This is a genomic window from Chryseobacterium formosum (assembly GCF_026460885.1).
Taxonomy (GTDB): domain Bacteria; phylum Bacteroidota; class Bacteroidia; order Flavobacteriales; family Weeksellaceae; genus Chryseobacterium; species Chryseobacterium formosus.
The window spans coordinates 88,875-110,860 of record NZ_JAOVZW010000013.1 but is presented as its reverse complement, the minus strand read 5'-3'; the positions used below and the strand labels follow the sequence as shown (position 1 = coordinate 110,860).

At 33.4% G+C, this 21,986-nt stretch carries 12 protein-coding genes and 1 CRISPR repeat array (1 of these 13 only partly in view); of the genes, 5 read left to right on the top strand and 7 right to left on the bottom strand.

All coding sequences use genetic code 11. From position 1 onward, the window contains the following. A CRISPR array of direct repeats spans positions 1-4,194; the repeat unit is 47 nt; unit sequence GTTGTGAATTGCTTTCATTTTTGAGTATCTTTGAGATATAACACAAC (it extends 781 nt beyond the left edge of the window). Between the two features lie 57 nt (positions 4,195-4,251). Genes cas2 through cas9 form a run of 3 tightly spaced genes read right to left on the bottom strand, consistent with a single transcriptional unit; the run spans position 4,252 to position 9,379 of the window. Then, complete coding sequence (cas2, locus tag OF897_RS11060) at positions 4,252-4,590, bottom strand: CRISPR-associated endonuclease Cas2 (RefSeq protein WP_267265746.1); 339 nt, start codon at positions 4,588-4,590, stop codon at positions 4,252-4,254. A gap of 50 nt (positions 4,591-4,640) precedes the next feature. After that, the gene (gene cas1, locus OF897_RS11055; RefSeq protein ID WP_267265745.1) at positions 4,641-5,534 is read right to left on the bottom strand and encodes a type II CRISPR-associated endonuclease Cas1; all 894 of its coding nucleotides are present in this window, start codon (positions 5,532-5,534) and stop codon (positions 4,641-4,643) included. A 2-nt stretch (positions 5,535-5,536) separates the two neighbouring features. After that, a complete protein-coding gene (cas9, locus tag OF897_RS11050) occupies positions 5,537-9,379 on the bottom strand; it encodes a type II CRISPR RNA-guided endonuclease Cas9 (protein WP_267265744.1) in 3,843 nt (1,280 codons plus the stop codon). Between the two features lie 446 nt (positions 9,380-9,825). Here cas9 and OF897_RS11045 point away from each other — a divergent pair, with 446 nt between their 5' ends. The 5 genes from OF897_RS11045 (at position 9,826) to OF897_RS11025 (ending at position 17,158) form a co-directional block, all read left to right on the top strand. Next, a complete protein-coding gene (locus OF897_RS11045) occupies positions 9,826-10,668 on the top strand; it encodes a helix-turn-helix domain-containing protein (RefSeq protein WP_267265743.1) in 843 nt (280 codons plus the stop codon). A gap of 92 nt (positions 10,669-10,760) precedes the next feature. Continuing rightward, the gene (locus OF897_RS11040; protein WP_267265742.1) at positions 10,761-12,071 is read left to right on the top strand and encodes a TolC family protein; all 1,311 of its coding nucleotides are present in this window, start codon (positions 10,761-10,763) and stop codon (positions 12,069-12,071) included. Between the two features lie 126 nt (positions 12,072-12,197). Further along, positions 12,198-13,304: an HlyD family secretion protein gene (locus OF897_RS11035; RefSeq protein ID WP_267265741.1), complete on the top strand. Its 1,107-nt coding sequence runs from the start codon at positions 12,198-12,200 to the stop codon at positions 13,302-13,304. A 67-nt stretch (positions 13,305-13,371) separates the two neighbouring features. After that, positions 13,372-14,964 (top strand): MFS transporter, encoded by a 1,593-nt coding sequence (locus OF897_RS11030; RefSeq protein ID WP_267265740.1) that lies wholly within the window; start codon positions 13,372-13,374, stop codon positions 14,962-14,964. A gap of 310 nt (positions 14,965-15,274) precedes the next feature. Further along, positions 15,275-17,158: a PEP/pyruvate-binding domain-containing protein gene (locus OF897_RS11025; RefSeq protein WP_267265739.1), complete on the top strand. Its 1,884-nt coding sequence runs from the start codon at positions 15,275-15,277 to the stop codon at positions 17,156-17,158. A gap of 347 nt (positions 17,159-17,505) precedes the next feature. Here the strand turns inward: OF897_RS11025 and OF897_RS11020 are convergent, their stop codons facing one another. The 4 genes from OF897_RS11020 to OF897_RS11005 all read right to left on the bottom strand — a co-directional run bounded on the left by OF897_RS11020 (position 17,506) and on the right by OF897_RS11005 (position 21,946). Then, entirely contained in the window at positions 17,506-18,063 is a 558-nt protein-coding gene (locus OF897_RS11020) for a DUF4956 domain-containing protein (RefSeq protein ID WP_267265738.1), read from the bottom strand. A 226-nt stretch (positions 18,064-18,289) separates the two neighbouring features. After that, positions 18,290-19,744 (bottom strand): sigma 54-interacting transcriptional regulator, encoded by a 1,455-nt coding sequence (locus OF897_RS11015; protein WP_267265737.1) that lies wholly within the window; start codon positions 19,742-19,744, stop codon positions 18,290-18,292. Between the two features lie 195 nt (positions 19,745-19,939). Continuing rightward, entirely contained in the window at positions 19,940-21,079 is a 1,140-nt protein-coding gene (locus OF897_RS11010; RefSeq protein WP_267265736.1) for a vWA domain-containing protein, read from the bottom strand. A 105-nt stretch (positions 21,080-21,184) separates the two neighbouring features. Beyond that, on the bottom strand, positions 21,185-21,946 hold the full coding sequence (locus tag OF897_RS11005) for a hypothetical protein (protein WP_267265735.1): 762 nt from the start codon (positions 21,944-21,946) through the stop codon (positions 21,185-21,187). Positions 21,947-21,986 lie beyond the last annotated feature (40 nt).

The following is a 21,986-nucleotide window of genomic DNA, read 5'->3' as shown; positions in this document are numbered from 1 at the left end:
CTTTCATTTCTGAGTATCTTTGAGATATAACACAACTTTCCTAATCTATTTCCAGATGATGGCTGCGATGTGAATTGCTTTCATTTTTGAGTATCTTTGAGATATAACACAACTCGCTTTCCATTTTAATGTTCAATATCCAAGTTGTGAATTGCTTTCATTTTTGAGTATCTTTGAGATATAACACAACTACATAAAACATTAATATGGAATCAAATAAGTTGTGAATTGCTTTCATTTTTGAGTATCTTTGAGATATAACACAACGTGGAGAAGCCCGGACTCGAACCGGATATCGTTGTGAATTGCTTTCATTTTTGAGTATCTTTGAGATATAACACAACGTTATGGGTTCTGAGTGTCATCCAATGGTGGTTGTGAATTGCTTTCATTTTTGAGTATCTTTGAGATATAACACAACCGGTGCTCAATATGGAGCTTCTGTAGACTTGTTGTGAATTGCTTTCATTTTTGAGTATCTTTGAGATATAACACAACTTCAGAGGTTTTGTGGAACTTAAAAAAGCAGTTGTGAATTGCTTTCATTTTTGAGTATCTTTGAGATATAACACAACAAATCTCTTAAACTTATTGTTGACGGTTTTGTTGTGAATTGCTTTCATTTTTGAGTATCTTTGAGATATAACACAACTGTCGTCCTCTAGTGCAAGATGATTTAGCCGTTGTGAATTGCTTTCATTTTTGAGTATCTTTTAGATATAACACAACAAAACTTCCTGCAACATATTTCGATTTAATGTTCTGAATTGCTTTCATTTTTGAGTATCTTTTAGATATAACACAACAAAACTTCCTGCAACATATTTCGATTTAATGTTCTGAATTGCTTTCATTTTTGAGTATCTTTGAGATATAACACAACCAACAGATCTTTCACAGTTAAATTTCACGCGTTGTGAATTGCTTTCATTTTTGAGTATCTTTGAGATATAACACAACTTTTGCGAGATTAGTAATCTTGTTAATTAGGTTGTGAATTGCTTTCATTTTTGAGTATCTTTGAGATATAACACAACAATACTTCCTGCAACATATTTCGATGTAATGTTGTGAATTGCTTTCATTTTTGAGTATCTTTGAGATATAACACAACTTGAAGTACTGCGGTATCATTTGAAATTAGGTTGTGAATTGCTTTCATTTTTGAGTATCTTTGAGATATAACACAACAGAATGTCACCATAATTGATATGATTTTGCGTTGTGAATTGCTTTCATTTTTGAGTATCTTTGAGATATAACACAACGGACTTTGGGATAGACGTGGTTACAAACGTGTTGTGAATTGCTTTCATTTTTGAGTATCTTTGAGATATAACACAACCAAACCTGCTTTCTTTAAGATAGATTCTTCGTTGTGAATTGCTTTCATTTTTGAGTATCTTTGAGATATAACACAACTAGAACAATTGCGAATGAATCTGTTGCATCGTTGTGAATTGCTTTCATTTTTGAGTATCTTTGAGATATAACACAACAAAACTCATGCTTATGAAGTGATGGGTGTTGTTGTGAATTGCTTTCATTTTAGAGTATCTTTGAGATATAACACAACCAAACCTGCTTTCTATAAGATAGATTCTTCCTTGTGAATTGCTTTCATTTTTGAGTATCTTTGAGATATAACACAACAAAACTCATGCTTATGAAGTGATGGGTGTTGTTGTGAATTGCTTTCATTTTCGAGTATCTTTGAGATATAACACAACTAGCTGTGCTTGAGCCATTAGAGAGTTTGTGTTGTGAATTGCTTTCATTTTTGAGTATCTTTGAGATATAACACAACAAAACTCATGCTTATGAAGTGATGGGTGTTGTTGTGAATTGCTTTCAATTTCGAGTATCATTGAGATATAACACAACTAGAACAATTGCGAATGAATATGTTGTATCGTTGTGAATTGCTTTCATTTTTGAGTATCTTTGAGATATAACACAACGGTTCCTCCAATTGACAACCATTTATCACTGTTGTGAATTGCTTTCATTTTTGAGTATCTTTGAGATATAACACAACAAAGATCAGTCATGATCCGGTGCTTATTCTGTTGTGAATTGCTTTCATTTTTGAGTATCTTTGAGATATAACACAACTGCATTCTCTGACTACTGCATTTTAGGTGAGTTGTGAATTGCTTTCATTTTTGAGTATCTTTGAGATATAACACAACCCAACCTTCACCTAAATGTTGATCTTCACTGTTGTGAATTGCTTTCATTTTTGAGTATCTTTGAGATATAACACAACTCTGGTGAAAAAACAGAAGAATATAGAATTGTTGTGAATTGCTTTCATTTTTGAGTATCTTTGAGATATAACACAACTGGAACTTTCCTTGTGCTGTATTCTTCTATGTAGTGAATTGCTTTCATTTTTGAGTATCCTTGAGATATAACACAACTGGAACTTTCCTTGTGCTGTATTCTTCTATGTAGTGAATTGCTTTCATTTTTGAGTATCCTTGAGATATAACACAACTGGAACTTTCCTTGTGCTGTATTCTTCTATGTAGTGAATTGCTTTCATTTTTGAGTATCTTTGAGATATAACACAACTGGAACTTTCCTTGTGCTGTATTCTTCTCTGTTGTGAATTGCTTTCATTTTTGAGTATCTTTGAGATATAACACAACAATAGCATCGAAAATAAAGGCAAAAACAAGGTTGTGAATTGCTTTCATTTTTGAGTATCTTTGAGATATAACACAACATCTTTGTAATGTTTTGTCTGATATGTCGAGTTGTGAATTGCTTTCATTTTTGAGTATCTTTGAGATATAACACAACACAATTTCAAATTGAAATATTCTCAGTACCGTTGTGAATTGCTTTCATTTTTGAGTATCTTTGAGATATAACACAACATTATCTGCAGAATCCCATTCATTTTTGTTGTTGTGAATTGCTTTCATTTTTGAGTATCTTTGAGATATAACACAACTTTGCTTTTTAATTCTTCATAATCGGCTTTGTTGTGAATTGCTTTCATTTTTGAGTATCTTTGAGATATAACACAACATAGACCACAACTTGCCAATCGTCCGAATAGTTGTGAATTGCTTTCATTTTTGAGTATCTTTGAGATATAACACAACTACATTAGCAATGTATTCATCAGGTACAGGGTTGTGAATTGCTTTCATTTTTGAGTATCTTTGAGATATAACACAACTGAATATAATTTGTGGGTTTTTTGTTGTGTGTTGTGAATTGCTTTCATTTTTGAGTATCTTTGAGATATAACACAACCTGTTACCCTTTCATTGTAGGCGTTTTGGAGTTGTGAATTGCTTTCATTTTTGAGTATCTTTGAGATATAACACAACTACATTAGCAATGTATTCATCAGGTACAGGGTTGTGAATTGCTTTCATTTTTGAGTATCTTTGAGATATAACACAACTGAATATAATTTGTGGGTTTTTTGTTGTGTGTTGTGAATTGCTTTCATTTTTGAGTATCTTTGAGATATAACACAACCTGTTACCCTTTCATTGTAGGCGTTTTGGCGTTGTGAATTGCTTTCATTTTTGAGTATCTTTGAGATATAACACAACATGATGGGTTATGTTATCACCCACATGAACGTTGTGAATTGCTTTCATTTTTGAGTATCTTTGAGATATAACACAACAGAATATCTAGGTACAAAGCCAAAAACTCCGTTGTGAATTGCTTTCATTTTTGAGTATCTTTGAGATATAACACAACTAATTTTATGAATGAATTCTTTTTTTTCATGTTGTGAATTGCTTTCATTTTTGAGTATCTTTGAGATATAACACAACATCTATTTTTTTCACTAACATCTTTATCATGTTGTGAATTGCTTTCATTTTTGAGTATCTTTGAGATATAACACAACACTTCACGAAGCATTCTCTCATCAGTATCCGTTGTGAATTGCTTTCATTTTTGAGTATCTTTGAGATATAACACAACATAGGTTTTTCGGTAGATTTATCGTTTATAGTTGTGAATTGCTTTCATTTTTGAGTATCTTTGAGATATAACACAACAGCGGTTGTTGATTCAACCCTTGCGATTCCGTTGTGAATTGCTTTCATTTTTGAGTATCTTTGAGATATAACACAACGGGCTAATCGCATCATCTGCTGTGTTGACAGTTGTGAATTGCTTTCATTTTTGAGTATCTTTGAGATATAACACAACCTCAAAAGTTAATCCACTGAATTTCAGTGGATTTTTTATTCATTTAGGATTCAAAAATTAGAACAATTCAAGCTGTTGGAAAGTTGGTGGTGGTTCTTCTTTATTTCTGGCAAAGAAAATTTCTATATCACCAAATTGCTTATCCGTGATGCACATAATAGCTACTTTGCCTGATTTTGGTAGCATAAACTTCACTCTTTTGATATGAACCTCAGCATTTTCTCGACTAGGACAATGTCGCATATACATCGAAAACTGAAATAGCGCAAAACCATCATCCATCAAAGCTTTACGAAAGCGGTTGGCATCTTTCATATTGGCTTTGGTCTCTGTCGGCAAGTCGTATAATACTAAGACCCACATAATTCGATAAGCGTTAAACCTTTCGGCATTCATTTTCTATTGTATTATGTACGATGTAAAAGTACACTGTCTAAACTGTTCATTTATTTGAACTCAGGATAAGAAATCAATCGTTTTTCTCCTTTGTAGCATTTATAAAGCGAAGTAGCAGTTATTTTTACTGCCACCAACAATGGTCTTGTTTTACTATCTATCACTACATCTTTGGTTGCAATCTGCAAAATATGTGATTTGAATTCTTTTGTCAGTTCCTCAATATTCGGATTTTTTGTTAGCCAATCCATTACCAACAAATCTATAAATGGTCGGTAAGGTTCCATCAAATCATCAGCGAGGCAATAAGGATTGTATTTATTCTTATGAAAAATTCCCAACACCGGAAGTAAGCCTGTTTCTACAATCGCCCTCGCCACAATACTCCTGAGAACGGCGTAACCGAAGTTGAAGAATTGATTGGGCGAATCTCCAAAGCGCTGTCTAAGGAAATCCAAACTGATGAGATATTTCCAATAATGTTGTGCTGCAATACCTTCCATATTGGTAATGTCGCCACTTTTAACGTTATTTTGGTAATCCAGCATTGGTTCAAAATAATTCCCTAATCTTCTTAAAACTTCTTTCTGGTTTTCAATTTTACACTCAATGGTCTGTTTCCAGAGTTGCTTTTTGAGAGGTTCGCTGGCCTCTAATTGGTCTTTTATTCGGTCGGAATGTTCTGAATGACCGTAAAGTGGCAACATTATTCCGTGTGGCAAATGATGACTGTCACAACTAACTACAACCACATTCTTTCCCATCATTTTTTGAATCAATTGATGGGAAATTGTAATTTGAAAATGGTCCAACATCAGCAAGCCTAAATCTTCTACAGGAACCTTCCCTTTCATCTCGTTGGAAGAAGGTTCCATAATGTACATTTGCTCATCTTTGAGTTTGAGGTAAGCAGGATTACCGATGTAGATGGAGCGGGTGATCATAGTTACAACTCTCCTACTTTAGTTATCTCTCCTAAATGATTCAGCCTAATTTTCACTGGATTCATTCCTACTAATGCACCGACACTTTTAAATCTAAAATATCGTTTGGAATCTTTTGCTGTTGAAATATTCTTCAGCTCAGTATTTTTTGTTTCTAAATGATGTCTAAAATAGTAATCATTGCTTGAAATACTCCAAACCAAATACAAGTGTTTACTCAATAACGATTTGTCATTATTTTTCAGAGCTCCGTCAAATTCTTCTTGTGATAAACCCAGAATAAACATTTCATTTTGCTGCATACTGAATTTTAAATTGAGATTATCAGCAGGTAATTTATTTAAAAATGATTCTGGAAGTTGTCTGTCTAATAATTGATTCCAAACTTCTGAAGAGTTATTGATGACAGTAGGAATATTATATTTTTTTCTTTCTACTGCGTGCCAAAATGTACAACTATGCTGAATAAGCTTACCGTCTTTATCTTCATAAATAGCGATATGATGATTGTTGCCCATCACAACAAACCCAATTTCTTTTCCGTTTTCATCGGTTTTAATTGCCTGTAAATTATTAGCATCCGGACGAGCAAACAGACGAACAGTTATTATTGGAATTTGTTTTTCCTCATTGAACCAAAGCGTATCCTTGAAGGCTTCTTTTTCCTTATTTCCGAACTGAGCTAGTCTCTCTTTTACTAAAAATTTAACTCTTTCATCAACAATATCATTTGCTTGATTTGCTTTTAAACTCTGTAATTTATATTTCAAGACAGTTGCATCATTATAACAAGATGATTTCTCTAGGATTTCTGTTTTTTCATCATTCAGAAAAATTGGATTTTTCTTTAAAGACGACAAAGCTATTTTTGCATCATTTTTATTCTTATTAAGCCTTTCCTCAACTAAACTTTTAATTTTTGGATTGACAATTTTATCTGAATTTTCAAATAAATATTTTAAAGGCTTATCTTTTTCAATGATTTTTATCTTACCGTAAATAGATTGCTCGTGTAAAGCTCCTCTTGGAACAATCACGCCTTGTTCTTTATTTTTTCCGGTTGCTTTAAACTTTGTTATCGTAGCAACTTTTTTACCTGCCTTGAAAGAAATAAGAATTTTATCGGCTTCCTGTTCCACATACTTCGTAGTGAATATTGATGGTTTTTGTGAGCATAGATAATCGTCTAATAGAGTAGCTTTTTCTTTGTGCAAATGCTCATAATTATCTTCATTAAAAGATTTGCCTAATCGTTTTTTATGCTCCTCAATTTCTTTTTTAAATTCATCTCTAGTCTCACTAGAGTTCAAAGTATTGATACGCTGAATAAACCCTTGTTTTGTACAGGCAATTACCAGAGCATCAATGGCGTGGTGACGATGGTCATCTCTCTTGGTCCAGTTTTCTATTTCTTCTTTTTGATGTTTCCTTTTGCCGTGGTCACTTGTCCATTCTTTCACAACGGTTTGCCCCAAGTCTTTATATTTAGGCATTTGCAGATTCATTAAAACATCATTCCATCCCCAGACATTGCGAAGTTTAGCTGTAACTCCACCTTCCGTTGTAGTCACATTATTACAAACTTTCTGCAAGATTTCTTTCGATTTCCTAGCAATATATTGAGTATCTCTTAATTGTCTGTCAATGAAGTTTTCCCAAAGTTTTTTATCTGTCTCCGTCTCTTTTTGTAAGCTCTTCCGTTCAATATATTCTTTATGTGAAACTTTAAGCCTTTGCATTTTACTGTAAGAGATAATTCCTCTCTTGAACCAATCATCTACACGTTCAGAATAAACACGAACCCGTTCTTCTCCTTTTGTAGCGATATAATCATAAGCTGTTTGATTGGTTTTTGTGGAATTACATTTCCTGTGAACCAAAACTTTATTAGTCTGAGAATCATCAAATAACAATGCCTTTGGAACAATATGGTCAACATCGTAAGCATCACCACTTAAAGCCTCACTCAGATTAAATGTGTCTCCACAATAGATACATTGATTATTAACCTGAGCATCTTTCAGATTTTTACTGAGTGACGGAAAAATGAATTTATATTTTTGAATGTATCGCTTCGTTACGGGCAATCCCAATTCAGCCAAACGTTTACCAATTTCGTCATTAAGCTTTTTATTTTTGGAGTTTTGCAAATCAGCATTGTTTCGCTCATCTTTACTTTGTTTAAGTTCACGGGCAAGCTCAATTCTTATTTCAGAAGGTTTTCCGTATTGTTCAATAATTGCATTGACCACATTAATCATCTGATTCAATATTTTCTCGACAATAGGTTGTCTTAAACTATTCTTTGGAAGAAGTTCTAGTTTTTCCAAAGTCTGTTGCTCTTCTCTTTCTGTTTTTGTTAAAGAATCAGAGTGATTGTATCCTGCCAAACTGCAGGCTTGAGAATAATCATAACCTTCCATTAAAAAAGGTAGGATTTTCCGCATCGATTTATTTGATTTATTTCCGAATGCTTGTTTATTGAAATCGATTCTGGACAATTGTTCCGCAATTCCATCATCAAAACCAAATCTTTTTATGAGAGCATTTTTGCATTCATCCAAATCTTTCAAAGAATATATTGTATGCCACAACTGATACAGAGGTTCTTGTTCCACAGAAGCATCCAGCTCAAGACCTGCCCTTTCTTCCAATATTTCTCCGGTCTTTTTATCTACCAACATTGAAGTATGATTCGATGGAATAATTGAAACATTAAAATTCAAAAGTTCATCATCGCCTAAAATACTTTGAAGAACCGAATATGTTTCATTGCCTTTTATTCCTTTAAGAATCTGCTTATTGACATACACATCACTTTTATTTAATGATAAAATTTCAAGCAATTTTGTAAAGCTTAGGCTTTCATTTTTGAAAAGATAATCTGCCAAAGCTTCTTTCTCTTCCAAATTTGGAATTTTATCACCCCATTTATATTTGCTTCCCTCAGGATTTTTAATTTTAAAAGAAATATTATTGACAACTTCCCAAATACGACATAACTGAAATAATGGAGAGGTTTTGGGAGCAACTTTAGGACCTACGAAAACATCTTTATTTTTATTTTTTTCCTTATCAAAAATAGTTTTTTCAAATCCTTCAAACTCACAAATACTGACTAATCCTTTCTGTGACTTGAGCTTTCTCTGATAATAGATAATCTCATTTCTTAGTTGATTGATAACCTCTTCTGTAAGAAAATCGTGTTTGTCTTTTTGCACATTGATAATTGTGTCAAACTCTTCAATATATGCTTCTCGTGGATAAACCTCTTCCTTAATTCTGAAATAAGAATCATTTACATTTGCATTATAGAGTCCATCATAAAAAAACTGTCCAATGGTCTGATTTTTATCTTTTAATTGAGCATATCTTCCTTTTACTGCCTGTACATAATCTGTATCTTTTTTGTCTGCATTAGCTTCACTTCTTGCTGATTTGTAACCACGTTTTTGATTGAGCATATATAAAATACGTCCCAATTGCTCCGCTGAAATATTTTCGTTTGGATTAGCAGAGTCACTTCTAAGTTTCCACAAATCAAGCGTAGGAAGAGTTAATAATTCTTCTGATGGAAAAATATTATACTTATTCAAAATTTCTTTCAGATAGCTTTTTTTCAGTTGCTTTCGGTCATAGCCTTTTCTTTGAGTTCGGCTGACTGTTCTATTTTGATTCTTAGTAATAGACAAACCTCTTTCAAATTCATCTCTATCGTTTGATGACATTGGTATAATTCTCGAACCCATTGCTATGATTCTTATAGGAGTTCCATTATCATCTATCTCTATCAATGCCCAACCAATCGAGTTCGTTCCCAAGTCCAATCCAAGTATATTTTTCATTGTTATTTAGTTCTATTTTAAAAAGTTACAATAAAATAATCAAACAAATTTAATTAAAATTTTCGGAACTAGTCATTAATAAAATATTTATACATACATTTGTAAAGTTGAAAGAGGTTATTTATGACGATAAATATTTATTAAGGTCCAAACTTAATTTAGTTAATTTCCAAGATTAATTACTTTTTTAATATCACTTAGTCTTTAATTATTTTTTAATTAATGACTGTTGTGAATTGCTTTCTGGCTACTCAAATTTGAGTAGCCATTTTTATATTTTCTAAAATTAAATAGAAATTAATTCATATAAATACGGAAAACCGTAAAGTGATTAAATAATTAATATTTACATTTGTATCCGAAAGCAATTCACAATAAGGATTATTCCGTTGTGAAAACATTCAAGGCGGGGCAACTCGCCTTTTTCATTTAAATTCCACTCAATAATGACTGCTTTAGAAAAATTCGGAGTTGAGATTTTTACTCAGGAAACTATTCACCAGAGAATTGCTACAGACAAACCATTTCGTCCGGATAATCCTGCATTCTTATTCATAAAAAGTGGAACTATAAAATTAAGACAACATCTTAACGATATTGAACTTTCTGCCAATACTTTCATCGTAACTGACCCACAAACCGTATATGAGCTAATTTCTATCAGCGACGATTTCCAGTCCAGGATGGTTTCTTATAAACGGGATTTTATTTCTGCGTTATCTCTGAAATTCAATAGATTAATTACGTATCGGTATTTTCGTCAGCAGATGAATGTTGCAGTTCCATTTTCTCAAAATGATTTAGATGTCGTCTGGAAAAGCGTCAATTTCCTCAAATATATTCTCGATTCTGAAACCGAAATGACCTATAAAAAGGAGATTGTGGAACATCTTTTCTCGGTTTTCTGTTATCAGATGGCAGGAATTATTTCCAATGAAGATAACAGTGCGATGAGCCAAATGTCAAGACAAGAAGAAATTGTTTTTGTCTTTCTTAATGACCTTGCGAATCATCATCTTAATAATAGGAATGTTGAGTTTTACGCAGAACGGCAGTCGATTACAACCAGACATCTTTCATCGGTTATCAAGTCGGTTACCGGAAAGTCTGCAAGTCAGATTATTGCTTCTATCGTAATCAATGAAGCTAAAGTCTATTTGAATTCATCTAAAATGCCTATTTCAGAGATTTCCACAGTTCTTGGTTTCAGCGACCAATATTCGTTTTCGCACTTTTTTAAGAAGCATTTGGAGATAAGTCCGAGTCAATACAGACAACAATACCAGTAATCTAATCCTACATTTGAACATCTTTTTCCAAAATTCAAACATTTATTTGAATCTGTTTGCACCATAACTTTGCATCTGTAAAACAAGGTAAAATGGTTAAGAACATAAAAACAGCACTATCAGTTTTGATAGGTCTTTTTCCTGCGCTGTTTTTTTCACAAGAAATAAAACAGATGACAGCAGATGAAGTTGCCGATTTGGCAATTCAGAATCATCAGCAAATAAAAGTTTCTGCTCAGAATATCGATATTGCAAAACAGCAGACTGATATTACAAAGCTTCAGAAACTTCCAACTATCACAGCTTCTACAAGTCAGTTTTACTTGGGAAATGTGATAGCTATCGACAAAGATTTTTCCAATTCAACAACGATTCCGATGCCGCATTACGGGAGTTCGTATGCGGTTCAGGCGACTCAACTCATCTTCAAAGGGGGATTGGTGAATAAATCTATTGAATTGGCTGGACTTCGTGAGCAACTTTCAGAATTGGATTTAGAGAAAAACAAACAGGATGTGAAGTTCCTCGTGATTTCAAATTATTTGGATATTTATAAAATCATCAATCAGGAAAAAGTTTTTCAGAACAACAAAAAACTGGCTCAGGAAAGATTAAAAAATATCAATGATTTTTACAAACAAGGAATGATTACCAGAAACGAAATCATCCGTGGAGAATTAAATATTAAAAATCTCGACCAGGGAATTTTAACCTTAGTCAACAACAAGAAAATCCTTAATTATAATCTCAACATTGTTTTAGGTTTAAATCCTGAAACACAGATTGTCCCTGTAGAAGATTTAGGAAACAAAGAAACCGGAATCGGAATGGATTATTATCTGAATCTTGCTCACGACAACAATCCACAGATGAAATCAGCAAAAACCAACATCGAAGTTGCCGATAAAAACATCGAAATCATTAAAACCGATAAAATGCCTACGCTCGCAGGTTTTGGAGGTTACACTCTGCAAAAACCGATTACGACGAGAAATCCTGTTCTAGATATGTATGCCAGCGGTTGGCAAGGTGGCGTTTCTTTGAGTTATAATATTGATAATTTGTATAAAACCAAAGAAAGGGTAAAGCTTGGCGAAATACAGAAAAATCAGGCGAATGATGCGATGACTTTAGTACAGCAGAATCTCGATATGGCTGTGAATGCAGCCTACACAAAATATCAGGAAGCGATTCAGCAGGCAGAAATTCTGAATGATGCTAAAAATCTGGCCGATGAAAACTACAAAATCACAGAAGCCAAATATCTGAATCAATTAGCTGTTCAGGCCGAAATGATTGACGCACAAAACCAAAAACTGCAGTCGGAATTAGACTTTGCCAACGCAGAAATCAATGTGCTGTATCAATATTACAATCTTTTGAAATCAACAGGAACATTATAATAAATGTTCTGCGGTCTTAGCTGAGTTTACGGCTTTGCGAACTTAAAAACAGTTAGTAGTCAAAAAAACTTCGCGCACTTTGCGTTAAAAAAAACATTCAATTTATTAAAACTGAAAATCAAGATAATGGAAAACAAGGAACAAAATACTCAAGATACAAAACCTGCGGTTTCAAGCGCAGAAGCTAAGAAAAGACAAAATAAAAAGAATAAAATCAGAGCCATCATTTCGAACGTTATCGTTTTTGTGGTGATTGGTTTCGGATTGTATTGGCTGGTTCGTCAGTACTTTCACATCGGCGACAAAACTTATACGGAAGCCGCTCAGGTGGAGGAATTTATTAATCCAATCAACACGAGAGTTTCAGCTTACATCAAGGAAATTAAATTTATTGAACATCAACAGGTAAAAAAAGGCGATACTTTGGTGATTCTGGATGACAGAGAAATTCTAACACAGCTTGGTCAGGCGGAAGCGGCTTATCAAAATGCTATGGCTCAGAGGTCAGCAACAAGTTCGTCTGTGAATACAGTTTCCAATAATGTAAGCGTGATGGAATCTAATATCGCCGGAGCAGAAGCAAGACTTTGGAATGCCGAACAGAATTTAAACCGATATAAAAACTTATTGGCTTCGGAAGCCGTGACAAGACAGCAATATGACCAGATGAAAACCGAATATGACGCCCAAAAAGCAGCGTATGAAACATTGGTCAACCAAAAGCAATCGGCAAATCTTTCAACGACCGAAGTGAAATCTAAATTAGGAATCAACGATGCGGAAATCAAAAGAACAAAATCTGCATTAGATATGGCGAAAATCAATCTTTCTTACACGGTAATTACAGCGCCTTATGACGGTGTGATGGGAAGAAGAATGATTTCTGAGGGGCAGCTGATTCAGCCGGGACAACAGGTTGGAACCATTGTTTTGAATAATCAAAAATGGGTAACTGCCAACTTTTTGGAAAGCCAAATGCCCAATATCAAAATCGGACAAAAGATTAGGATGACAGCCGATGCTTTAGGCGGAAAACAGTTTGAAGGAACAGTAACTGCAGTTTCTGCGGCAACAGGTTCAAGATATTCCAGCGTTCCAACGGACAATTCAACAGGTAATTTCATCAAAGTTCAACAGAGAATTCCGGTAAGAATCGAGTTTACTTCTTCCAACAAAAAAGAAGATGTTGCGAAATTGAGCGCGGGAATGAATATGAATGTGTCTATAAATTAAAAGATTAAAAAATTATGGGATTCAGAAATTTCTAAAATCTAATTTCTAAACTCTAACTTCTACAAAAATGTACAACAAAGGTCTTTTCAGCGATTGGGTTTCCAAGCCTGTTCAGCTGTTAATCATAGTTTTGCTTCTCACAGTTGTAATGCCATTAGGTGGCGTTTACACAGGGAACATCAGCTTTGTGGTGAGCGGAACAGGACAACTTACCGAATATTTTATGTGGGCAAATTATGCCACAACCATCGGAATGGGCGCTTGTATGCCGGTTGTTCTCAGATTCAAAATGAGATATAAAGTCCGTGATAAAGTCGTGCTTTTACTCGTGCTTTTGGGCTTGCTGAGTTACATCAACGGTTCTACAATGGAACCTGCAATTATCATCGTCAGTGCTTTGATTATCGGATTTTTAAAAATGATGATTACCATCGAACTGTTTCTGCCTTTGATGGCGATGATGGGCGGAAGAGGAATTTTCTACGGTGTATTTTACACTTTTGTTTTGACGTTAAATCAGATTTCAAGTTATTATGCGGTGGAGATTTCCATATTATATAATTGGCAACAGTTTTTCATCATCGCAGCGATTCAGTGTTTTGTGATGGCTTTGATTTGCTGGATTTTTATGCACGATAAATATTTTGCTTTAAAAGTTCCGTTGCATTACATCGATTGGTTAAGTATTTTGCTTTTCGTGTCCACGTTTATGTTTTCGGCTTATGTTTTTTCATTTGGAAAGCAACAGGATTGGCTGAATTCAACCAAAATCATCAACGCAAGTATCGCGGCATTCGTCAGTTTTGCACTATTGGCAATTCGACAATTGACTTTGAAAAGACCTTATCTTTCATTTAAAATATTTGCGAGAAGCAATGTTCAGAACGGATTGTTTTTATTGTTTTGTTTGGGAATGTTTTTAGGAACAACTTCCATTCAGAATATCTTTTCAGTCGGTATTTTGGGTTATGACCAATTGACCAATGCGAAACTTAATCTGATGATGATTCCGGGCTTGATTTTAGCCGGAATTGTCGCAGTTTTTTGGTTCAAAAAAGAAAAACCGCTCAAAATGTTCATCTTCTCAGGATTTTCAGCGATGTTGGGATATTCCATCATTATGTATTTTTCGATGGTGTTGGAATTCAATTATGAAAACTGGTATTTGCCCATGTTTTTGAAAGGTTTTGGGATGGGTTCACTTTTTATTTCCGTTTGGTATTATACATTAGATAAATTGGAATTGGATGATATGTTGGCGGCCATCGGATTGGTTTTGGTATGGCGAACGTTCCTTGCAGTAGGATTTTTCTCCGCCTTATTTTCATGGTTTCAATATCAGTTTCAGGTTGAAAGTCTTGGTGATTTGGCAGTCTATTTAGACGGAATGACACTGACTTCACAAAATCTTTCCACTAACCTAAAAAGTATTCAGCTCAATGCGATTCTTTCAGCCAATAAGAAGATTTTCGGATATATCATTGTGGCTGGTTTCGGAGTGTTGTTGTTTGTTTTGACGCATCATTTCGGAGAAGAGAAATTCAAATATCCAAGATTGATAAGACTTGTAAGCGGAAAATCAGTCATCGCCAGAAGAAGATTACGAGAAAGAAATAAATTGGCGCAGGAACTGAAAGACGCTTCCGGTTCGGCGTTGTAAAAAAAATACCTTGTTTTTACCTGCAAAACCCTTTCTTGTTTGAGATTGGGTTTTGCTTTTATAATAATTATCTATATCTTTAGGAGCTTACTGACTCCATCGAAAAGCTAATATTTAACTTTTATTTGAAGCTTTTTCCGGCTATCCACTATATCTTTTGCTACGCTTTGCTCCACAAAAGGATGCCGTTTCTATCCGGGCTAGAATTATTACAAATCAGAAAAAAAGAAAAATAAAAATCATCAAATTTCTTTACTATTTGCCAAATTCAGGATATTCTCTACATTTGCGAAGTAATCTTCACAAAGACATGAAAAACATTTTATTATTCTTATTTCTTACCTATTCGCTTTTAGCCTATTCACAGGACAATTATGTTCATTCTATCACAAAAAAACAACAGTTCCTGAATCTTGCTGGAAAACCATTGACTGATAAGTTTACCAACATGAAATCTGTAAAAGTGGTGTATGATTACAGTAGTAAAAAAATGTACTTCTTCAACAGTACAAAATATACCTATCACTACGAATTTTGTGTTGAAGTTTTAGGATATAATCAAGATAATGGCGAATTCAACAAACGATCTTACAACCCGACGAATGACAGAATCTATCTTCTTGCCAATATCAATTATTTGGCAGATTCTGACGATTGGGTGATGGAACTCGCTGCATCAGATGAAATGAATGCCGGACTGATTAATTTCTTTTACAAGGAAGTCAATAAGAATGTGTTTTTTAAGGATAAGTTGAAATTTTATCTAAATTCACCTCATGTCATTAATTTAAACTCAAAAACTCAACTGAAAATTCCAACCGTATTTTCTGATTTTATTTTTAAAAGAATTACTGAACAGTCGATTGAGAAAGCTTCTAATGTGGGTATTCTGAGAAAATATGATTTGCAGAAGAAGGAAGAATTTAATCCGAAATCAGATGAAATCATCATTATCAATACTACTCCTGAATTTATTCCGACTGTAAAAGGAATTATTATTACTGAGCTTCAAACCCCATTAAGCCATTTGGTTTTACTCGCAAAAAACAGAAATATTCCTGTATATGTGGATACGAAAGTTTGGGATAAAGAGTCTGTCAATACTCTTTTAGGCAAAAAAGTAGAACTGATTACCAAAGAAAATTCATATTCATTAAAAGCTTCACAGAAAGTAATTCCAGCTAAAAAAGCGGTAAAAGAGATCGTTTTAAAAAGAGATTTATCGGTTACAAACTTGGTCGATTTAGAAGCAACTACTCCATTAAATATTGTCGATGCAATTGGTTCAAAAGCTACAAATCTTGGACTTTTAAAACAAATTCAGAAGGAAATGAAATCCTACAAAACTCCTGAATATGCTTTTGCAATTCCATTTTATTATTTTGACCAGCATATTAAGGATAATCAATTTCAAGATAAGATCAATGCTTTGTATGCGATTCCCAAAGATTCTGTAAAACTTCTTGACAGAGAGCTAAAAGCTTTCAGAAAAACAGTCAAAAATTCAAAAGTTAATCCCGAACTTCTGAAAATGATCGAAGAAAAACTGAATGCTCAAAGTGATTTTAAGAATTTCAGATTCCGTTCATCAACGAATGCGGAAGATATGGAAGGTTTCAACGGAGCGGGATTGTATGATTCTAAAAGTGCCATCATCGGAGATACCGATAAAACTGTAGAAAAAGCAATATTGGATGTGTGGTCAAGCTTTTGGAATTTCCGTGCATTTCAGGAAAGAGATTTATTTGGAATCAATCACGAAAGCTGTGCAATGGGAGTTTTGGTGCATCGTTCTTTCCCTGATGAAAAAGCAAACGGAGTTTTGGTTACAAGGAATTTATACCGTGATAAATATGCAGGAATTACCGTGAATGTACAGTTAGGCGAAGAGTCTGTGGTTAAACCTGAACCAAGCGTAACTTGCGATGAATTTTACTGTCACAATTTCAATTTCTTGGGTTCGTTTGTTGTTGATTACCGCTCTACATCAAGCTTAAATAAAGGAAAGCCAATTCTTACTGAAACTGAAATTAAAAAGCTATTTGATATTTCTCCAGTTTTGGAGCGTAAAATGTATTTGCTTTGGCAGAAAAGAAAAATGGCAAAGAAAAGTTATCCTTTAGATATTGAATTTAAATATTTAGGAGATCAAAAGCAGTTGTATATTAAGCAGGCAAGAGCTTATATGGATTGATTTTTTGTTTAGGTATCTCTCTCAGATTAAGCTGATTTCGTATAAAAATCTGCGTATTTAAGTTTTATCAAAAGGGGTTTTTGTCATTCTGAATGGAATTTTGCGCAGCATTATGAAATGAAGAATCTTTTAAAATTGAAATATGCAAGATTTTTCGACTCCACTTCAGAACTTCGTTCGTTGACCTTCAGTCAATACTCAAAATGACACTCTGTAAAATTTAAACAAGCTCTTAAATAGAGATTTTTATTAAAGTGTGTTTATCATTCCGTAGGAATCTAAATCTTGAGATTCCTACGGAATGACAAACTTTATGATTGTTACTTTAAATCCTTAATCACAAAATTCTAATGCGAAAGCTTCAAAATAACAATATTATCATTCAGATTAATACTTTTAATATTATAGCTGAAGTTTTTTAACTTAGTTTTTTCGGTAAGTACTCTCTTTCGCTCCGATTCTTCCAATTGTAGAAAATCTAAAGAAGAAATAACCTCAATTGAACTTTTCTCAGAAACAATTGGAGATTTTTTCTCGAAATAATTTAAAGCTAAATAAATTGCAACAATCGTAATATTGATTCCTAAAAGAATTTCAAGATTCTTAATAGGTAAAAGTCCATCTAAAAGAGAAAGTGTAATTGAAACAAATAGAAAAACAATCGTCTGAATCGTAAAAGTTTCCGTTCTGAAACGTAGAATCGAAAAGACTGCAAAAAGTCCGAAACCAACGCCAAGACTGTATTCAGCTTTTGTAAAAACCATACACATAAAAAATGTACAGATACTGATTAATCCCAAAAGCGGATGTAATCTGATATTACGGTTTCTGTTTGAAAAATAATAAAGGGTAAAAATCGATAGACAAAGTATCGCTAAACGTTCAAAAAGTTCCTGTAGTTCCAAAATTGTGCTTTAATTTTTGACAAATATACAATTTAGAACTAATGATTTTCATAAAAAATGTAATCCGTCATTTCGAGTAGGTTTTTGAAGAAAACCGTATCGAGAAATTTTTTAGTAAGAGTTGTCGATACGCTTCACTAATCGAATTGAAGAGAAAAAATATTCTAAAATAAAAAAGGAAACATAATCTCTGTCATGTTTCCTTTAATATTATTATTAAAAAAAATTAGTTTCTGAACAATTGTCTTACATCTGCCGAATCAAAAGTATAAGTTGCTTGATTTTCAGACTTATCTAGCTTTTTACTGATTGTCAGCGCCCATAAAACCAATTCTTTGCAGAAGTTTTTGTCTTCTTTGCTTAGTTCTGAGGCATTTTCTTCAATTAAAGTTGTCAGAGGCGTTACATTTTCTAATTTAGTGAAGAATTCTTCGTCAGTATCTGTATAATTCAGTTCAAGCTGATTTTTATTAAACCATTTTATTAGATCTGTATAAGGTGTTTTAATGCTTTCTTTTTCCAGCTTAGAAATGCGTGGGAAAACACTTTCAAATTGCGTCATTACAGCTTTGTCAATCAGAATTTTAGCTACATAATCTGCGCCTTCCTGTTCTCCTTCATATACCAATTCAATTTTCCCTGTGATTGAAGGAATAATCGACATAAAATCAAGCAAACGAACTGTCGTTTTTACGGCATCAGTTTCTATGAGGCGTAATTTTGCGGCAGCAACCAGATTTTCCATTGCACTGATTGTCAATCTTGCACTTACCCCACTTTTCGCATCTACATATTCGCTGTCACGAGCTGCAAACGCAACTTCTTCCAATAAATCTTTTGCCAAACCTGAAATTTGAATTGCAGATTTATCTTCTTCAGAAATCAAAGCTTCCTGTTCTGTAATTTGCCTTGCCAAAGTAATCGTTTTCGGATAATGGGTGAAAATTTGTGATCCGATTCTGTCTTTCAATGGCGTAACAATACTTCCTCTGTTGGTATAATCTTCAGGATTTGCCGTAAACACAAACTGAATATCCAAAGGCATTCTCAACTGAAAACCACGAATTTGAATATCACCTTCCTGCAAAATATTAAACAAAGAAACCTGAATTCTAGCCTGTAAATCAGGAAGTTCATTTAAAACAAAAATTGAACGGTTCGCTCTTGGAATCATTCCGTAATGTAAAACTCTTTCGTCGGAATAAGGCAATTTTAAAGTAGCTGCTTTAATTGGGTCGATGTCTCCAATCAAATCCGCAACATTCACATCTGGAGTTGCTAATTTTTCAAAGAATCTTTCAGAACGATGAACCCAAAAAATCGGAGTTTCATCACCTAAATCAGCAATTAAATCTCTTGCATATTTTGAAATCGGCTGAAACGGACTGTCATTAATTTCAGAACCTTTTACAATCGGCATGTATTCATCCAAAAGATTAATCATGCTTCTTGCAATTCGGGTTTTTGCCTGTCCGCGCAAACCCAAAAGATTAATATGATGACCAGCCAAAATTGCTTTTTTCAATTGAGGCACCACAGAATCTTCATATCCCCAAAGTCCTTCAAATACGGGTTCTTTAGATTTAATTTTCGAAATTAAATTAGCCTGAATTTCCTGATTGATTGTTTTATCTGTATAACCGGAATTTTTTAATTCCTTGAATGTAATATCGTTTTTCATTTTTTATAATGATGTTGTTTTATTGAATGAGTGCAAATTTTTAACGCAAAGTCCGCAAAGTTTTTTTAATACTAACCGCTATATTTTTAAGTTCGCAAAGGCGTTTGACTTCGTCGAATCTTCGATTTCACTTAGCAAAGACTACAAATATTCTTATATTAAATATCTCCATTTACTTTTTACTTTGCTCTTGTTTTAAATCCTTTTAATTCTGTTTTTTTCGTAATCCTCAAAAATCATTTGTCCCAAACCTGAAAGTCCGGTTAAGAAAGCTTTCCCTTTATTTTGAGCGGTGAAAGCATTCACAAATTGGCGCAGGTAAGGATCTTGTGCAATCATAAAAGTCGTGATTGGGATTTTTAGTTTTCTGGCTTGTGCTGCTTTATTCAGACATTCGGAAACAATTTTTTCGTCCAAACCTACACTGTTCATATAATATTCTCCAGTAGGCAATTTCAGGCAACTGGGTTTTCCGTCGGTAATCATGAAAATCTGTTTGTTGGTATTTCTTTTTCTGCGGAGAATATCCATTGCCAATTCTAATCCGGCAACGGTATTTGTGTGATAAGGTCCGACTTGTAGATAAGGCAAATCCTTAATTTTAATCGGCCACGCTTCGTTTCCGAAAACGATAATGTCGATAGAATCTTTCGGATATTTTCGTTTGATTAATTCCACCAATGCCATCGCCACTTTTTTGGCAGGAGTAATTCGGTCTTCACCATACAGAATCATAGAGTGACTGATATCAATCATCAAAACTGTACTCATTTGAGCTTTATGTTTGGTTTCTTCTACAATGAGATCGTCTTCCGTCATCCGAAGATCTGAAATTCCGTTATTGATTTGCGCATTTTTCAGACTTTCGGTCATGTTGACGGTTGATAAATCATCACCATATTGAAAGTTTCGGTTTTCGCCATCGCGCTCGTCACCAACTCCCGTTTTCGTAGTTCTATGATTTCCGATTCCACTTTTTTTAAGCTTTCCAAAAATCTGATCTAACGCAAATTCTCGTAAAGCTGCCTCCAATTTTGCAGTCAATATATTTTTGCCTTTTCCAGTTCCTGAATTGCCATCTTCAGGATCTTCTTCTTTAATATATCCTCGTTTTTTAAGGTCTTCTTCAAAATCTTCAAGCGTATATTCGTCGGTAAAAATATCGTATTCTTTATCGAGCATATCAAGCCACTCAAAAGCTTCTTCAATATCACCAGAAGTATGCGTTAAAAGATCTTTGAAAACATCAAAAACTCTGTCAAAATGGGAAATTTCCTCCGGAATATGTTTGCTAAATGTAAATCCTTGTTGAAAATTAAATTGTTTATCTGTCATGAGATTAATCTCGTTTTTAGAAAAGACAAGTTAGGGAAATTTTGCAGGAGTGGAGTGATTTTAAAAATAGAAAATGTGGATGATGGTGATTTATAATTATTGGTTTTATGATTTTTTAAAAGGAGAAAATACTTTTGTTTTAATATTGTAGATATTATAAGCAACTAAAGCTTTGTTTCTTGTTCTTTTATCATTTGATATAAATGCTTCACAAAAACTTGCGAAATATGCGTGATTTGAATCCCATAAACGAGCGTAATTAGATTTCTCATTGAATTTGTCTTTCCAATAACCAATCATATCTAATAATTCAAAAATACCACCGAATCTATTATGTATTCCAAATGATTTTCCATCATGATGAAATTCTACACTTTTTTCAATAATTTCTAAAAATGAAAAACCTTGTAATACGTCTAATTTTTTGTTTATATGTTGTATGACATCACTTGGTTCATAATTGTTAATTTCCATTAAATTAATTCCAATGTACTCTCTAAAGGTTTCTTTTTGTTTTTCACTTACGATATTTATCATTGATTTCATTGAGTCTCTCGCAAAAGGAATTTGATTAATTGTTTCATATACAACTTTAGGAGATTCTAACTGTTCATAAACTATGTTGCTTGGAAGTTCATGAAATAAATATTTATTTTTCGTTATTTCCTCAATTGTTTGAAATCTTTTTGTTAGACGATTCGTTAGCTCTTCTTTATTATCGGCAGTAATTTCATTAAGTTCATGGATATGAGCAGCAGAATAATAAATATCAGTAATTTCTTCTCCTAAATTTTGACTTAATCCATTAATATCAATTTTTTCTTGTTCAATATCAATTATTACGTTATTGTCTAAATACACTTTCATATCTTATAATTTCATGTTCAAAGCTAAATAACTTTTTAAT

What these genes read in the sequence shown, in the direction of transcription:
- cas2 (WP_267265746.1), bottom strand. Translation starts at nt 4,590, where the DNA reads ATGAATGCCGAAAGGTTTAACGCTTATCGAATTATGTGGGTCTTAGTA.
- cas1 (WP_267265745.1), bottom strand. Translation starts at nt 5,534, where the DNA reads ATGATCACCCGCTCCATCTACATCGGTAATCCTGCTTACCTCAAACTC.
- cas9 (WP_267265744.1), bottom strand. Translation starts at nt 9,379, where the DNA reads ATGAAAAATATACTTGGATTGGACTTGGGAACGAACTCGATTGGTTGG.
- OF897_RS11045 (WP_267265743.1), top strand. Translation starts at nt 9,826, where the DNA reads ATGACTGCTTTAGAAAAATTCGGAGTTGAGATTTTTACTCAGGAAACT.
- OF897_RS11040 (WP_267265742.1), top strand. Translation starts at nt 10,761, where the DNA reads ATGGTTAAGAACATAAAAACAGCACTATCAGTTTTGATAGGTCTTTTT.
- OF897_RS11035 (WP_267265741.1), top strand. Translation starts at nt 12,198, where the DNA reads ATGGAAAACAAGGAACAAAATACTCAAGATACAAAACCTGCGGTTTCA.
- OF897_RS11030 (WP_267265740.1), top strand. Translation starts at nt 13,372, where the DNA reads ATGTACAACAAAGGTCTTTTCAGCGATTGGGTTTCCAAGCCTGTTCAG.
- OF897_RS11025 (WP_267265739.1), top strand. Translation starts at nt 15,275, where the DNA reads ATGAAAAACATTTTATTATTCTTATTTCTTACCTATTCGCTTTTAGCC.
- OF897_RS11015 (WP_267265737.1), bottom strand. Translation starts at nt 19,744, where the DNA reads ATGAAAAACGATATTACATTCAAGGAATTAAAAAATTCCGGTTATACA.
- OF897_RS11010 (WP_267265736.1), bottom strand. Translation starts at nt 21,079, where the DNA reads ATGACAGATAAACAATTTAATTTTCAACAAGGATTTACATTTAGCAAA.
- OF897_RS11005 (WP_267265735.1), bottom strand. Translation starts at nt 21,946, where the DNA reads ATGAAAGTGTATTTAGACAATAACGTAATAATTGATATTGAACAAGAA.